The 16157-nt window shown below is 42.8% G+C and carries 16 protein-coding genes, 2 pseudogenes and 1 CRISPR repeat array (1 of these 19 running past the window's edge); of the genes and pseudogenes, 15 read left to right on the top strand and 3 right to left on the bottom strand.

From position 1 onward, the window contains the following. Window positions 1–144: 144 nt before the first annotated feature. From ltrA to N39L_RS14260, 3 genes and pseudogenes are all read right to left on the bottom strand, one after another. Window positions 145–1913: pseudogene (gene ltrA / locus N39L_RS14280) on the bottom strand (group II intron reverse transcriptase/maturase). A gap of 782 nt (window positions 1914–2695) precedes the next feature. Beyond that, a pseudogene (locus N39L_RS14265) lies at window positions 2696–3271 on the bottom strand (hypothetical protein); the annotation flags it as partial. 40 nt (window positions 3272–3311) lie between these two features. After that, window positions 3312–3692 carry a relaxase/mobilization nuclease domain-containing protein gene (locus tag N39L_RS14260; RefSeq protein WP_126277501.1) on the bottom strand — a complete coding sequence of 127 codons (381 nt, stop codon included), beginning with the start codon at window positions 3690–3692 and terminating at the stop codon, window positions 3312–3314. A 1-nt stretch (window position 3693) separates the two neighbouring features. On the opposite strand from N39L_RS14260, the gene N39L_RS14255 reads away from it, so the two are divergent. The 15 genes from N39L_RS14255 (at window position 3694) to N39L_RS14185 (ending at window position 15071) form a co-directional block, all read left to right on the top strand. After that, window positions 3694–4375, top strand: a protein-coding gene (locus N39L_RS14255) for an IS1 family transposase (RefSeq protein ID WP_126277500.1) whose coding sequence is annotated in 2 segments (ribosomal slippage) — window positions 3694–3945 and window positions 3947–4375 — 681 coding nt in all. Because the reading frame shifts where the segments join, the coding sequence is not laid out codon by codon here. Then, window positions 4350–5816, top strand: coding sequence for a type III-B CRISPR-associated protein Cas10/Cmr2 (locus N39L_RS14250; protein ID WP_231852190.1), 1467 nt, complete (start codon window positions 4350–4352; stop codon window positions 5814–5816). Before N39L_RS14255 ends, N39L_RS14250 begins: the two co-directional genes overlap by 26 nt. 141 nt (window positions 5817–5957) lie before the next feature. Next, window positions 5958–7679, top strand: coding sequence for a Crm2 family CRISPR-associated protein (locus N39L_RS14245; RefSeq protein WP_014275556.1), 1722 nt, complete (start codon window positions 5958–5960; stop codon window positions 7677–7679). Next, a complete protein-coding gene (locus N39L_RS14240; protein WP_006617689.1) occupies window positions 7680–8843 on the top strand; it encodes a type III-B CRISPR module-associated Cmr3 family protein in 1164 nt (387 codons plus the stop codon). Then, the gene (locus N39L_RS14235; RefSeq protein ID WP_006617690.1) at window positions 8840–9064 is read left to right on the top strand and encodes an RAMP superfamily CRISPR-associated protein; all 225 of its coding nucleotides are present in this window, start codon (window positions 8840–8842) and stop codon (window positions 9062–9064) included. Before N39L_RS14240 ends, N39L_RS14235 begins: the two co-directional genes overlap by 4 nt. 109 nt (window positions 9065–9173) lie before the next feature. Beyond that, window positions 9174–9962: a type III-B CRISPR module RAMP protein Cmr4 gene (cmr4, locus tag N39L_RS14230; RefSeq protein ID WP_035737225.1), complete on the top strand. Its 789-nt coding sequence runs from the start codon at window positions 9174–9176 to the stop codon at window positions 9960–9962. Between the two features lie 15 nt (window positions 9963–9977). Further along, complete coding sequence (locus tag N39L_RS14225) at window positions 9978–10373, top strand: hypothetical protein (protein ID WP_006617692.1); 396 nt, start codon at window positions 9978–9980, stop codon at window positions 10371–10373. A gap of 4 nt (window positions 10374–10377) precedes the next feature. Continuing rightward, window positions 10378–11034 (top strand): RAMP superfamily CRISPR-associated protein, encoded by a 657-nt coding sequence (locus tag N39L_RS14220; RefSeq protein WP_231852187.1) that lies wholly within the window; start codon window positions 10378–10380, stop codon window positions 11032–11034. Next, complete coding sequence (locus tag N39L_RS14215) at window positions 10941–12020, top strand: hypothetical protein (RefSeq protein ID WP_231852186.1); 1080 nt, start codon at window positions 10941–10943, stop codon at window positions 12018–12020. Before N39L_RS14220 ends, N39L_RS14215 begins: the two co-directional genes overlap by 94 nt. 78 nt (window positions 12021–12098) lie before the next feature. Next, window positions 12099–12347, top strand: coding sequence for a hypothetical protein (locus tag N39L_RS14210; RefSeq protein WP_014275553.1), 249 nt, complete (start codon window positions 12099–12101; stop codon window positions 12345–12347). A gap of 61 nt (window positions 12348–12408) precedes the next feature. Next, window positions 12409–13053 (top strand): hypothetical protein, encoded by a 645-nt coding sequence (locus tag N39L_RS14205; protein WP_006617693.1) that lies wholly within the window; start codon window positions 12409–12411, stop codon window positions 13051–13053. A 35-nt stretch (window positions 13054–13088) separates the two neighbouring features. Beyond that, complete coding sequence (locus tag N39L_RS14200) at window positions 13089–13223, top strand: hypothetical protein (protein WP_286131369.1); 135 nt, start codon at window positions 13089–13091, stop codon at window positions 13221–13223. Window positions 13224–13303: 80 nt separating this feature from the next. Further along, window positions 13304–13882, top strand: coding sequence for a hypothetical protein (locus N39L_RS14195; protein ID WP_006617694.1), 579 nt, complete (start codon window positions 13304–13306; stop codon window positions 13880–13882). Window positions 13883–13933: 51 nt separating this feature from the next. Then, window positions 13934–14674 (top strand): hypothetical protein, encoded by a 741-nt coding sequence (locus N39L_RS14190; RefSeq protein ID WP_231852185.1) that lies wholly within the window; start codon window positions 13934–13936, stop codon window positions 14672–14674. A gap of 106 nt (window positions 14675–14780) precedes the next feature. Continuing rightward, window positions 14781–15071 (top strand): hypothetical protein, encoded by a 291-nt coding sequence (locus N39L_RS14185; RefSeq protein ID WP_006617696.1) that lies wholly within the window; start codon window positions 14781–14783, stop codon window positions 15069–15071. 256 nt (window positions 15072–15327) lie between these two features. Continuing rightward, a CRISPR array of direct repeats spans window positions 15328–16157; the repeat unit is 35 nt; unit sequence CTTTAGACTTCTCTGAAAGTTAAACGTATGGAAAC; it runs 90 nt beyond the window's last position.

Here is a 16157-nt window from a genome sequence, read left to right as displayed (position 1 = left end):
GACCGCTTCCTTGGGTTTGACATATCTGGCAATAGGTTTATCCTCAAAGTAGGGGTCGAGAGAGATGTCGCCATCTCCCCCTCCCATACAGAACCGTACTTGAGACTTTCACCTCATACGGCTCCTAATTTGACCGTCTCCTTGTTAAGAGTACAGCATCATCTCTTCATCAAGAGCTGTTTTATTGTCGTGACAATGGCGATGTAATAATTGAATATTCTTGTATTCATCCTTTCCGCCATGGCTTCTAGGTACAATGTGGTCTACTTCAATTATATCTGATGGGGTAAAGAATTGTCCACACCAGGTACATCTACCTTTTTGCTTTTTGAGTAGTTTTGCTACCCTAATTGGCGTGTCGATTGCTTGTCCTTTCCTGGTTGCCCAGTAAGTCCAATTTCCGTCATAAGGTGTTGCGTCAGGGCGTATTAGGGTATGTCTGACAATTGGAGTCCAGTTGTGTTTAAACAGATGTAACCCATCTTTGGTTTGAAACAGCCAATTTTCGTGTCTTTCTTTCCCATTGCTAAGTTTAATTGTTCCATGTCTGAAATAATTACTTAGTTTTTCGTAACTTGCCTTTCCGCATCTTGATACTGTCCATGCCCTTAACATTTGCCAGACTGTTTTGTCTAGCTTATTGAAGGTCTCTGTTGAGACTACCGCTGAATAATAATTTGACCATCCCCGAATAATCAGGTTTAGTTTACTAATCAGGGCTGACTGAGGTGTTGCTTTATGTTGCTTGATTACACCTTTTATCGCTTCTGTGTGGGCTTTGACTGCTTTTTGGCTGGGTTTTATATGGGTTTTGTGACCGATTAATCGGCTTACTTTCCCACCTGTTTTCCCAGATTTATATTTTCCTGCTGGGTATTGCCTGATATTGAATCCTAGAAAATCAAACCCAGGTTCCTCAGTCTTACCGTCATACTCAATAGTTTTGAGTGTATGACAGATTCGAGTCTTTTCAGGTTTTATTTCTAATCCTACAGGTTTTAGCCATTCAGAAATAGCAGTCTTGCACTGTTCAATGATTCCTAGGTCTTTGGATATGACCACAAAATCATCGGCATATCTTATAACGTTCGCATAAGGGCGATTGTCTGTTTTCTTGGGATACAGTTTTTCAATTAACCTAATCATACCCAACAGTGCGATGTTGGCGAGTATTGGACTTATTACCCCTCCTTGGGGTGTCCCTGCTTCTGTATCCTCAAATACACCGTTATCTAGCACGCCAGCTTTGAGCCATTGTTTCAGGTCTCTCTTCAAGCTGCTTGGACAATGAATTTTGGACAATAGGTAATCATGGTTCACGGTAAGAGCATTTTGCTATATCAGCATCAAGAACATAGTATTGTCCTTGATTTATGGCAATATATATTCTACTTATTGCATCTTGTGCTGACCGTCCGGGTCGGAACCCATAGCTCGTGCCCTCAAATCTCGATTCCCATTCAGGTTCGAGAGCCGACTTAACCAAGGCTTGCCTTGCTCTGTCTTGGATTGTGGGTATGCCTATTCCAGCTTTTTTCATCCCTACCAGGTTTTGGAATCCACACCCTTCGCAGTGGTTTTGGTTTGAGATTTCCCTTAATGTTTTTGACAAGTTCTAACCTTTGTCTTGGAGAGATTGCTCTTACTCCATCGATTCCGGCTGTTTTCTTGCCTTGATTATCTTGGGTTACTCGTCGCACTGCTAGGAGCCGGGCATAATATGATTTCACCAATAGACGTTGCCACCTTCTTACCTTTGCATCCTGTCCCGATTTAGCTGCTTGAAATATACTCTTTTGGAGCTTGAAAACTTTCCGTTGAACCTTAGTCCATGGGATTGCCTTCCATGCGTTGTTCGTAGTCTTGATTGGTTTTGGTTTCCCAAACCCTTTCTTTAAACTCGCTATCGCCATTTGTACACCTACTAGGCTCTATTTCTTTACAATCAAACCGTGACCTGTTAGCATATCCCTTCCATTACAGTAGGGCGTTGGCTTTTGGTCACATCTCACATCCTCTAGGACTTGCGGTTACACTTATCCCTACTGATATCTCGACCAGATAATCAGAGTCCAGGAGGACTTAAAACGTTCCGTTTATATGGGCATTCCATCTTTAGATTTGTCCTTTCCACCGGGGTACTTTTAAAGGTCTGTGTAGGTAGTGAATAGAAGCCCCTACTTTTCCCCTTACTCTTTTGAGCGCAGCGTATCAACCTGTTTCGCTACTTAACAATGACGATGGTTCAAGCCGGACATTCGGTTTCCCTAATCATGGATGGTTGGCAGTGGTCTCGGTTCTGGTGTTGGGTTACACCTCGGAGCCTTCCGTTCCCCGCTTCAATCCTGGGGTTGTGATTCCCAAAACTGGGGGTGGCTATCGCCGTTACCCTAATTTCCTGATTTTACTTATCCATTTCTGGGCTTCCTATAAGGAATTTGTATGAGTCAGTTCGTTTTGACCTTGGGTTCCCTGCCTTGTTTTGTATATTTCTATACAAACGTTGGGACATATAAACAGTTATGGGATGGTCAGAGTACGAGTCCCTTATATTTCATCAAGGGGTGAAAATCCCACTAGGAGGTTATTTCAGGCATTGCAGCCTTATTTGATTCCTAAACGTCTCGCACCTATTCTCGCTTCTTATACCATATTGCCCTAAAATGTTAACCTAATTTGAGATGAAATCATGCTCTTTATGTCCTACCGGACTGCTACCGTCTTTTAATGGAGCATACAAGGCTTCTTTTATACCATCCCAGCTCACATAAACATCCCAGTCTGTGACTTTGTTAAACACAGTAAGAAAACAGCGTTTAAATGATTTTTGGTCACTAGCCATATCGCGAGAGCGCTTCCGTTTAGTGTTCTTGTGTACCCCATTAAAGTAATCATCTTCCATCTCTTTAAACACTTGGCGATAGGTGATTAAGTCGTTTTCTAGGGGAGTTTTGTTTTCGTCAAGAATAGTGGCCTTGTACCAGTCCAGCCATTCAGACACCGACTGAAATTGTCCGTCAAGGGATTTATGAACTAACCAAGCCTTGTCAACAGCCTTGCGGATACCCTCTGGGGTAAACTGACAATTACAGCCCCGTTGTTTACGCTCTCCCGTCTCCGGGTCAGTAGTGATGTCTAGCTGAATTGTCCCCCGGTTACGCTTAATCCTGACACCTTTGGGACATTGTTTGCGGGATAGGTTGAAAAACTCAAGAATATCCTCAAAGCCTTGATCTGTAACACTATGTGTACTGTTTGTACTTGCACTCATTTGGCACTAACTCCTAAATGTGCGATCGCTTTTGAGTGCACTAGAGTAACGGTAGAATAGGGGTTATAGCCTTTATGAAGGGTTCAAGTCCCACCGCCCCCACTATCATCAAACCCTTATCCGCACTGCGATCGCAATGCAACACAGGATAAGGGGTTTCCATATATGGACACAACTTGATAATATGGAGACAACTGGACTCGAAGCACTTCCCCGCATCGTTAACCAAGTTAATCAGCAGATGGGCGTGGGTGCGAGTTTTGTCTGAACCGGGATATTTGACATCGTGGTGCAGCCCCACCAACGCCTGATGGTCGCCCAAACCCAACTCGTCAAGAACCCGATTGCACAGGAGCGACCATTGACTTCGACTCAAGTTATGGTGTTGCATAATAGAAAATGATATTCTCAAATAAATCAAGATGGATTGTCCTTATTGCCAAAGCCATAAAGTAGTCAAAAATGGTCATCGTCAGGGAAAACAGAGTTACCTGTGCCGTGAATGTGGTCGCCAATTTCGAGAAAATCCCTGTCCTGGAGGTTACAGTTCTGATGTCAAAGAGCTTGGTGTGAAAATGTCCCTCAATGGCATGGGATTTCGAGCCATTGAGAGAGTCACTGGTATTTCTCACAACACAATACTTAACTGGGTTAGAGTTGCAGAAACCCAGATGTGATGAGGAAAACTATGAAATTCCTGAAATAGCTCAAATTGATGAGCCTCAGACTTTTGTGGGTTCAAAAAAAAACATCTGGGTCTGGACAGTTGTGAATACCAAACTGCCTGTAATTCTGAAGTTTGTCATAGGCGACAGCTCATTGCTGACTTTTACCACATTATGGCAAATGATTAAGGGCTGGGCTTGTTTTCTATATATTACGGACGGATACAAAGTTTATCCTTGCTTAATTGAGGATTGCAATCATCTAGTCAGCAAAACGGCTATGACAAGAGTAGAAGGAGAAAACTGCCGTCTGAGGCACTATTTAGCCAGGCTACATCGCAAAACTTTGTGTGATTCCAAGTCCACTGAGATGTTGTACAAATCAATTCGCTTACTTATCTATTATTTGAAGCATGGACAACTTCCTCGGTTCTCTTAATCATTCCTCACTGTGCAATACCGTCTTCCTTCGCCAACTTTGTGCTTTAGTTGGTGATCGCCATCTCTGTAACAGCCTGGATTGTTTGAAAACCTCGGAGGGACAAGCGGCGCTGTTTTGGTGGGAACAAAATCAACATCAGCTTGAAGCGATCGCCAGTTCCTCAGATCGGGTCAATTTGGAACCAGGAAGCTCAACAGAACGACAAACTAAAGAACGGATCATTAAACATCCCATCAGCGCTCAACAGCAAACCATTCAAACTCCAGACAACAGAGAAATCGCCTTTCCCCAATGGGTTCAACAGGAACAAAACCCCCAAAACGTATTTAATTGGTTGTGGCGTATGATGCCGGAACTAAGACGACAACAGGATTCGGACGCTCTACTCGACCCTCAACACTACATTTTACCCGACTGTCCGATTCATAGCTATCGTGCCACAGTCTCAGCGATCGCCGGAGCGGTAGACTTTGATGAACGGGGGATTGTCACTCAATACCCTTACTTGCTGCTGTTTACCTTTTCCCCGATTCAGGACTTTATCAAAGCTTCCCGCAAATTTCTAGACTTTTGGGCAGGGTCATACTTGCTACACTATCTAAGCGCTCAACTCTGTTGGTTCGTGGCTGAAACCTACGGTGTAGATGCGGTGATTACCCCCTCGCTTTGGGGACAAGAAATCATCGACGCACTCTTACTCAAAACCTATCCAATTTTTAGAGAAAGCTTTCAAGAACTCAGCCCCGATGGAACAGACCCCCTGACTCGTTTTAAGGATCGTTTGAGTACCACCCTAGCAACCGCAGGCTTTCCCAATACGATAACCATCTTAGTTGGAAGCTCCGAAACCGCACAACAACTCGGAGAAACTTTGTGTGAAAAATTGCGGTCTGAATGGATTGCGATCGCCCAAAATATTAGAGAAGGAATCCCCGATCATCCCATACCCGAACTTAGACAAGGAATTCGCGATCGCACCATCGCATTTCTGCAAAACCCCCAAAATCATAAGCGGATTGAGAAGATCTTAGAAGAATTTTCCCAGTCGGGAGGTCACGACGAACAAAACCGACATGATCTCGAAAACTGGAAGCGGAAAAGCTGCTGGGAATGGCGGGGATTATGGAATGCTCAAATTGACCAAACTTGGCAACCCTACTGGACGGCTGTTCCGTTGGGTGATCCGAATACTTCTCTAATGATTGAGAAAAATGATGACGATCAATTGAGCGAAGACTGGATCAAAAAACCAGAAAAAGTGGCTCAAACTCGCGTGAACAATCACCCTCCCACAACGGCGGAAAAAATGCTCTACACAACCCTCAATAATGGGACTTGGTGGGGGTCAATTCAATCTCGATGCGGTCAAGCAATTCAAGCGATTAAAAATACTATAACTTGGGCAATTCCCATTTCTCCGGGTGTTCGTTCTACATGATCGGGACAACTGAGCGCCCTACATCCTCAATTTCGATATTCTGGAAACTTCCGGGAAGGATAAGGTTTACCCATCGAGTCGATGCGATTATTTTGGCGATTAATAGCAGAAGTTTATCCAGGATTATTTGACGGATAGGAAATGCTGAACGCTCTAGAATTAACGAAGCGCATGGCTTGGGTTTATGGTGGTGTGCGTGAGTCTTTAATAATTGATTTTAGCAATTTAGAAAATGAAAAAATAGACTATAGCCAATTAATTCGCTTTCCCAATCTCAGTTCTATTGCTTCAGCCCGATTTGCTTACCAAGATTGGCAACCAGATCAAAATCACGGTCAACTCAGTCAATATTGGCAGAAATTACAAATTAATATCAAACAACAATTTGGGAAAACCAGTCAAGAATATCAGGATTTTCGGGATCGAACTCGGGGTCGTCCTTTCCACATCCCTAAAACCGATATTTGTATTAATCGCCAAAATTTACCGGGGCGATACTATAACGGTGTGATGTTTTCCAGCAAATGGCTTGCTGAAGATCTGGGATTAGAAAAAGAACAAAGACCCCAGTTGCGAAATATTATAGACCAAACTCATCGTGAATCTGGCTTTGGCGATAGTAGTCCAACAGATTGGTGGGTGATGATCTTGGGGGATGGGGATGGTATGGGGAAGTATGTTTCTGGTCAAAAACTTCATCCTTACCAAGAATATTTAACCGAAACTCATCCCGAAATTTTCATCAATCGCGATCGCTATCCTCACCTTGATGACAACCAGTATGAGCAGAAAAAACGGGAATTTATTCAAGCCTTTAGGGATGATGAACATTCCCTGCTGAAAACCCGTAAGCGCATAGGACCTGCAACTCATGTGGGTCTAAAGCGCGCCCGGCTTGACTTCTCTAACCGTCTAGTTCCCTTTATTACCGAAAAGCGGTTTTGTGGTCGCGTGGTCTACAGCGCCGGAGATGATGTGATGACGGTACTCCCCTTAGAAGATTTACCCGATTATCTGCTCTCTCTGAGAGCCGCTTGGTGTGGTGGCGACGACCCCTATCAACCCCAACCGGGCGATCCAGACTTGAAATTTCAATCCCAAGGCGGCTACTGGCGACCCACTTCGGATACAAATGATTTTCAAGGTTTACCAGAGCGATCGCTGTTTACGATGGGATTCGGGGCGACGATGAGTCTGGGTATCGTGATCGTCGATAAAAGTGTTCCCCTCCCAGTCGCCCTGGAAGCCCTTTGGGAAGCAGAATCCGACCTGGCTAAAGAATTATCCGGTGGTCTACTGATGTCCATCGATCTGTTGCGGGGACTGACGGAATGGCGATCGCTATCTTTGATGCGATTTGTCCTGTCTGAAATTTTCCGTTTATCGAGTGTTCCCAACAAAAACGGCCTATGTTTTCGAGTTCTCTACAGTTCAGGAAACACCCTAGAAGCTCTGATCAAAGGAGAATTATACCCCGGTTGGCGAGATTGGATCACCACTGAACATCATCAAGCCTTGAGTTCTCTACTCTATCGCCTCGCCGAAGAACTCCCCCGCCATGCGGATTTGACCCCATCTTCTTACTTAATTGCTCAAGCCGCCAGAGCGATCGCGGAACGCCGAGACGACAAAGACTTGGTTCAAGAAAATATCGACAAACTGTTGATCTGGCTCAGATATTGGGAAGATTGGGCGCGATCAGTCCATGTTCAATGGTTAATTGAACGGGAGAAAAACCCCGATACTCCCAAACCAATTGGAATTGACCTTAAGGACTTAAGTAATATTCTGCGTTTTTCGGCGTTTTGGCTCGATAAAATGCAGCAACGCCAACAGTGGCACAGACAGGATCACGAGGCTTAGATGGATTGGTATAAGATTGACCCCCTAGATGTTCTACTATTTCGGGAAGCCAAGCCCTTCAGTCCAGGGGAAGGCGCACGGGCTAAAGGAGAGTTTCCGCCTATGCCCAGTGTAGTCTTTCAGGCTTTGCGAACGGCAACCCCTACCGCCCAACCCCATCCCGAATTTTTGGGGGTATTTTTATTAGATGGAGACAATACCCTTTGGTTGCCAACTCCCAAAGATTTGATCGGGGTGAAGCGGCGAACAAAAGATGATTTGCCCAACGAAAGAACAGAAAGTTGGCGGCGACTCACGCGGTTGGTGCCTTGTGAAACTCTGGAGTCGTGGGAGTCAGTCTGTTATTCCCAAGAGAGTTTACCGCCAATGGTTACGCCCTCACTCAACGGTGAGGAATATGTTTCGGGTCCACCCAAACCCTGGATGAAAGCTTCTGCTTTATCTGCCTACTTGTGTGGAAATTCGGATTTTGCTGCTGATAATTTTACCGATAACCCCTGGGATATTCAGGTTCTCCCCCATACTCACATCGAAGACGGCACCCGACAGGTTCAGGATGAGGAGGGCTTTTTTACTGAAGTCGCAACACGCCTCAAACCGGGGTGGAGTTTGGTTGCGAGGGTGCAGTTGCTAGGGTTGCCGGATGAACCTTTTGTGGTGCGCTTGGGTAGGGAAGGACATCGCGCTATTGTTTCCAAGCTGAAAGCTACTGAAAATGATACTGACGGGTTAGACTGCCTGAATTTACTGTGGAAGCAAGCATTACCGGATGTTCTCGAACCGGGACTGTTTGCCTACCTCCTCACCCCTGGACTTGCAGAAACGGCAGAACAGGTCTATGGTCTTTATCCCCAGGCTTGGCGGGACTGCTTATTGGGGTGTGTGGGCGATCGCCAATTGTGGTGGGGCGGAGTTGCCAAAAAAAATCGCCGCAAGGTTCGCACAAAAAACGGGTTAGAAGAATTAGAAGAAAAATCCTTTGCCTTGCAACCCCAATATGCTTTTGCTCCGCCTGGAACAGTGTATTTATTCAATTCTAAATCTATTCAATTGACCCGTTTACAATCAACTTTCGGTCATTTGCTCCCAATCACTCAAGATAAACCTTGGTGGGAAACCTTTCGCAAACTCAATTATGGAAAATTACTTTGGGGACAACGATGAATAACAGCTATCTTGTTTATTTGTACCTTTTATCACCTTTGCATACTGGAGGAACTTCCCAGGAAGGAAATGTTGTCGGTATTGATCGGGAAACTCATACAGATTTGCCCTATTTGCCTTCTAGTACCATACGCGGAGGGTGGCGAGCCAGTGTCGGGCTGAAAGATTATATTGGTTGGCAGACGTTAAACGAGGAAAAACCGGAAGTTTGTATTACTTGAACCAACCGCAAACCATGTTTCAAGACCAAGAAACTAGCGGTAAAGTTCATCATTGGCGACAACTTAGCTATTCAGAATTATTGTAAATTTCTTATTAAGATAAAAACTAATTACTTACAATTACGCTTACCTTTATTTACTGTCTCCCTTGCATACGGGCGGCACTACTCAAGAGGGAAACTTACTCGGAATTTCTCGTGAGTCTCATACCAATTTACCCTATCTTCCATCCAGTAGCATTCGGGGTCGGATACGCGCTAGTGAGGGAGACACAACCAAAAGAAATCGACTTTTTGGGACAACTTTGGAAGAATCTTCTACACTCGAACAGGGGGATATTTGGATCGGCGATGGTTCGCTTCTTTGGCTACCCGTCCCATCTCTGAGTCACGGTATTGTTTGGATTAGTTCTCCGATGTTATTGCGGCGTTGGGGACGTTTTCAGGAAAGTTTACCAGAGATTCCCGAAGCTTACAGCACCAATTTAGACACTGATAAACCTATTTATTTAAAAGATGCCATTATCAAACCGAATCATTTGCGGGATTGGAGTGATTGGGAGCATTTTATGCCCGAACATACACAAACTCAAATGATTGAAAGGGTTTTGATTTTGCCCGACCAACACTGTTCAACTTTGATTCAAATGAGTCTGTGGCGACAGGTTAAAATTAAACTCGATCAACATAAATCTGTTGATGGTGGTTTCCGCTATGAAGAAGCTATTCGTCCCGATACACTGATGTATTTTCCTTGGGGTTTGACAGCAAAAGCTAACGGAACAGCAGAACAGTCCAATTCCGATTTTAAACAGTTAATTCACAGTCACGAACTCTTGCAAATTGGAGGTCAGGAAAGTTTAGGTCGTGGTTTTGTTAAACAGTGGTTAGATTCATAATCAGGAGTAATAATTATGATGGTTTTCGACCCTCGCACGATGGCAACACCCGTTTATGATGCTTTGTCTGGATTGCGATCGCAATATAATGGAAATGATACTCGTCTCAAAGAACAAAAAAGTCAAGCTGTAGAACTTTATACCTATCTTTCCACTTGGGGTATGATGCGGTTAAAAGCTGAAGAAAAAGCTTTGAGTCAAGATGGAAAAAAGGATGTTGTTCGTCAGTATTTCCAATGCTTGCAAACTCTGTCTGATGTTCAAAATTTAATCGGTGATCAGGGTTTAGAAACCCTAAAAAATCTCGGAACAGAAGAATATCTGGGCTTGACTGGTTTAGGTTTGGCATTATCTCAAGAATTTGCATTCTGGGCTAACGCAATTTATCACGATATTAAAGGAGAGGAATAATCTAATGGTATTTGAAGGTCCTAAACCTCCCAATAAAGCAAATTCAAGACCGAATGCGACCCCAAGACCGAATCCTCAACAAAACCGACCCAATAGAGGCGGAAACGCCCCTCGCAGACCTGGAAATGGTGGCGGAAACCGGGGGAGAAATGGTGGCGGTAATGGGGATAATCGCCCTCCGCAGCCCTCTCCCTGGCTAGACTCAGAGAATGAACCCGAACCTGATGATAATGCTAGTTTTGTTGAATATATGCGGTGGATGCGATCGCCGGATCATCCTCAAAAAGATGGAACCAAAACTCAAATTTTGCCAATGGCTGAAGACTCAGCTAACTACAATAAACGTCTCAGTCTACTTACAGAAAGAACTAAATTAATAGCAGGAAAAGATAATTGTTTTCAGGTTAGGTGTTCCTGGCGAATTCGGGTTAGTGGATATCGAGAGCCAGAAAGTATTTTGTTACCCGCTTTTGATGCTTTGGGAATGCCCTATATTCCATCTTCAACCCTGCGAGGTGTTGCGAGAACTCAAGCCATTCGAGAAATAATGAAGCGGGATAAGATTGAGTGGCAAGAAGCCGAGAAGAAAATAGCACCTTACTTTGCTTTGGTTCTTGGGAAGCTGAGAAACCCCATCGCAGTGGAAAAGTTATCTTTCTAGATGCTTATCCATTACCCAATCAAATGGGTTTACAGATGGATATGGCAAACAATATTTGGAAATGGGACAACAATAACGAACTCGAATATAATCCCAATCCCAACCAGTTTTTATCTCGGAGAGAACCCACCTTTTTAATCGGGTTAAAGTTGGCAAGCCACTGTGACGACCCGACGATTTTGCACAAAGTAAAAGGCTGGTTAACAGCAGGGCTAAAAGCCGGAATAGGTTCTCAGGTTAATTCGGGTTATGGGGAATTAATTCGGGCGGGTTCTAGTCGTTCCTCCAATGAATTTTTGCGAGTCGAGTTTTCTTGGGAAGGTCAACTCATTCACGGACGACAAAAATTTACTCAGTGGAATTGGAATGAACACCGAAACGATTGGCAAATGAGAGGGCAAGCCGATGCAGAAGTGCGCCCAATTGCGTTTAAATCAATGTTGCGTTATTGGTTTCGAGCTTTTTCATTAGGTGTTTTGGATGTTGATACCGTTCAAATATGGGAAGCCCAATTATTCGGAGGGATTAATCCTAAAACATTTGGTTGGGTTAGAGTTGATATTCAAGATGGCAAGGTTACTCAACGGGAACCCCGACCAAACTTTAACGGAAAAGATGATGATTGCGGCGAACAAGTCGGAACGTTAATATTATCTTATTCTCCCGAAGCGCCCACAAACCAAAATATACCAATTCACAAACTCTTTGAATCTCTCACTTGGATGATGTTTCATTTAGGAGGAATTGGTCAGGGTGCCAGACGTCCGTGTTATTCCAGGCACAATCGCGATCGCGCTCCCTGGTATCGAGGTTCAACATTTTATATTGATAGTGATGAACAACTTTGGGAACTTCCTGATAATATACAAGCTTTTCAACGAAAATTTCAGCAAAAGCTAGAGCAATTTTATCAGACTTTATCTCAGCTTACCAGAAATCAAATGAATTACCGTCAACCTCGAAATATTGGTCAAGTACGCCGGTAACAGTGGACGGAAGCAGTTGATAGAAATTGTAGAATTATCGTCTGTTCAGGGAAAGAAGATTTTGGAAAACCTTATGCTTTGGCTGTTTTGCATAGCAAAGATTTAAAAGTAGAAGATAGACGCGGAAATCTTAACTATGACGGGAATCTCTGCGGTCAAGTTTCGGGTCATGTTAAGCCCTCTCCCGTTGGGATTGCCGATTTAGGAGATTATCAAGTTGTAACGGTTTTTGGAGCAACAGAAAACCCCCGCCGTGAATATTTAAACCGCCTCCGAAGCAATACAAACAGAAATAGCTATTGGCAAATATGGCCTCTCCAAGAATAGTTTAATCTTCTGCAGTATCTACCAAAGATAGAATTAGTATAAATAATTGGGAGAACATCTTATGGTTCAAGTTTTAGCGCCGAAGGATATTACTTTAGAACAGTTGGAAACTCATTTTCAGCTTGAATGTGTTGAGGATGATAACTTCTTTTGGGAGTGGAGAATTGATTTACCTGAACTCAATGACTGGGAAGTTCAACTCCTAGAAGAAATTAAAGCAGGTTATTCAAATTTAATCAAACAACCGCCATTACTAGAAAAACCGATTAACTTAACTGTGGTTTCTCCCTTACTATTTATTGGTCGTTTCTATCAATCTCCATTTAACATTAGAGCCGAAAAAAGTGTTGAAATATCCGCAATATCAGAGGATTCTGAATTGATTGTCAAGGGAAATATAGATACTTTAGTCTTAAAAAATCAAGTTTGGGTGATGGTTATTGAATCTAAACAAGCTAAACTCTCAGTCGAAGCCGGACTTGCTCAAATCTTAGCATATATGCTGGCTAATCCCAATTCTCATCAACCCAGTTTTGGATTAATCACAAATGGGGGAAGTTTTCTATTTCTGAAATTAATTCAAACTGAACACCCGCAATACGCAACGTCTGATTTGTTTGGCATCAACAATCGTCAGAATAATTTGTCTGATGTTCTCAAAGTCTTAAAGAAATTGATTCAAATTTCTCTGGCTTCTGACACTTAACTTTTTTATCTTGATATTCTCAATTTTTGTCATTTATGAAAACAACTTTAGTTGAATTGAATCGCCTCGATACCCTTATTATTACCCTGGGAACCCGTCAGGTTGGGTGGAAGTGTGAGGATGGAATGGTTCCCTGTTTGGGTGCTGATGGCGATCGCCGACTGGTTTAATTTTTCGTCAATCGCATGAAACGCTTGTGCGAATCTGTGTCGGGTGGTTAAGCTGTTAATAACGACGGAGGATGGAAAGGATGACGATTCTGATTGCTAATATTGGTACGTCTGACCTGGCTTTGAAGTTCAACGAACCCCTGAAACAGATTCAACTAGAAACTTCCACAAGCGATAAAGATTTACAACAAGACTATTTCCTTCCCGTCGGGTTTGATCGCAATGAACCTAATCTGAAGGAAGCTGAAAGCCAATTGAGTACGGGGGAATTATTGGTTTGGCAAAAGCGCTATCAATTGGTTAAAGAACAATATTATCAAATCTGGAAAGTTAACACTTTTCGAGAGTTAACAAAGTGCCTGTGGGAAAAATATACCGAGAGTCCCCAGGAGTGGCACGACTGCATTCGTCCGGGTCGTCTTTGGGGTGTGGTTAAAGAGGCTGTTGAAGCTTCTGTTCGAGATATTTATATTTTTTTGACCGACCAATTGCGAGAAGTAAACGGTGAGAAAAATCAAGGGGCTGATTCCGATACGATTTATCTTTTTGAGGTTTTAAATTCTTGGTTAGAGCGGGAGTTTAACAATAAAATTAATCTGCATAAAGTTGTAATTCCTCAACTTATTTCTCCGATTGATCAAGATGGTTTATTCGGATAATATTATAATTTTTTTAAAGTTTTAGACCCCGATGAGGGAATTTTTATTAGCGTGAAAGGGGGTACGCCCCAAATGCAAGCCGCCCTGCGGGTTCAAGCGATTTCCTCTGAGATTGCCAATCAAATTTACCTCGAACCTCAACTTTCGATTCAAAAGCTTTTGCAGGGGGAAACATCAAACTGTTATCGGGTTTCTTATTGGCAGTATCAACGGGTTCAAAAATATCAAACGGTTAAGAAACTATGGGCGCGTTGGGATTTTGACGGGGCGCGAGAAGTTTTAACCGGATGCTTAGAAACTTTGGAAACTTTGGAGAAGTCTGGAATTGCTGAAATCTCCGGGAGTCGCTATCGGTTGAGTGTGGCGGTATCAGCTTTGGAAATGTCTATTGCTTATTTGAATTTAGATAGTTATGAGGCTGCTAATCGAGCCGATGCGGGATTGCGAGTGTTGAAAGTTCCTCCCGAAAGTTATCAAGGGTTCCCCTTTGATTCCGATTGTAATCCTTTTCGATTGTGCGTAAATTATGAATCGGTTTTGAATCTTTATACTCAATGTTGTCTGTTTTGGAAACTGGGGCGCATTGCTGATTTTTTAGGAAGTATGAGTGCTTTTTATGAGGAGATTTTATATCAAAGTATAAAAAATTTAGACACTATCTGTTATTTTGATAAGACCAAAAATGAAAATGATTGGTTTTTAAAGTTGGATGACATTCGAGAAACTCAACTGGGTGAAACTTTTCTCAAAATAGAGAAGAAAACAAACACTAACTTTCCCCCTAATTTATAAAAATAAAAAGGAAAGCAATTATAAACTACAAGGGCGCTGGAGCAAACGAAATTTTGTTGAGGCTTTAATTGAAGATAAAAAGGGGAGTTCGGAGACTTTAGAGAAATTGATCGCATCTCTAAAAAGTCTTGACTATTGGGCAGAACAGCGCAATTTATTGATTCATGGAGCAAAGGGAATCTCTAAACAACGGATGGAAGATTTGCGCTCTGAAGATTTAGAAAATCCAAGGAATCAGAAGATTAAAGATACGGTTCGTGTTTCCTGTTTACCCACAGATATTATAGTACAAATGAGCCAAATTTATCGCCTTGTTGTTGAGTTGATGCCACTTTCTGGCTTTCAAAATGTACAAGATTATCTAACGGTGAATCAGGAAACGGGCGATCCGATTTAACCTTATTATCTTTACTCGGAATTTAAGGAGTGGGTTGGGCAAATTTTGGATCGCGAGCAATAATCTTGTGGGGGTCGGGCGATCGCTGAAACCCTTATTCTTTCGTTGAAACCCCCGGAAAGCCTTCTCTGTCTAAGTTTCAGCTATTCTTATTGGGGTATTATTGCAAATATATCTCAATAATTTGGGTGTTTGCTTGACCCCCACAAAATTGAGTGCTAGAGTACAGTCAGAGCAAGGGTTTCAACCCGGCACTCTTTAGACTTCTCTGAAAGTTAAACGTATGGAAACATCAATGATGGTTACTCCTGGGTTTCCGCCAGGCAAGACTTTAGACTTCTCTGAAAGTTAAACGTATGGAAACTGTCCATTCCTTGGGCACTGGTTTCTGCCCTTGCTCTGCTTTAGACTTCTCTGAAAGTTAAACGTATGGAAACGCCAGTAGTTTGGATCGCTATGGCAGTAGTTACCAGTACTACTTTAGACTTCTCTGAAAGTTAAACGTATGGAAACTACGGTATTTTCTAGCATCTGTTTAGATACTGTAAAGTTCTTTAGACTTCTCTGAAAGTTAAACGTATGGAAACCAACCTTTATCGCTGGTCCAGGCGGAAGGTGGAGAATCTTTAGACTTCTCTGAAAGTTAAACGTATGGAAACCGGACTATAGTTAGCCGATGCCATCTCCACAGGAGAGAAAACTTTAGACTTCTCTGAAAGTTAAACGTATGGAAACCTATTTATTTCGTAAATTTTAGCGGGGCAGACCCCGCTCTTTAGACTTCTCTGAAAGTTAAACGTATGGAAACCATGGGCTATAATTAGCCTTAGCCCATACGGTTACTTTAGACTTCTCTGAAAGTTAAACGTATGGAAACTAAAAGCATCTTTCGCAGAGAGATAACTATTGTAGCTTCCCACTTTAGACTTCTCTGAAAGTTAAACGTATGGAAACGGGTCATTTCCAAGCGATGCGACGATGATGTCATCCTTTAGACTTCTCTGAAAGTTAAACGTATGGAAACGATCAATGTTGTTAAAACAAAGTTCCGCAAGTTGGCTATCAGTCTTTAGACTTCTCTGAAAG

The sequence above is a fragment of the Limnospira platensis NIES-39 genome (assembly GCF_026000695.1).
Lineage (GTDB): Bacteria > Cyanobacteriota > Cyanobacteriia > Cyanobacteriales > Microcoleaceae > Limnospira > Limnospira platensis.
Note: the sequence above shows the minus strand (reverse complement) of the source record. Positions and strands in the feature narration are given on the sequence as shown.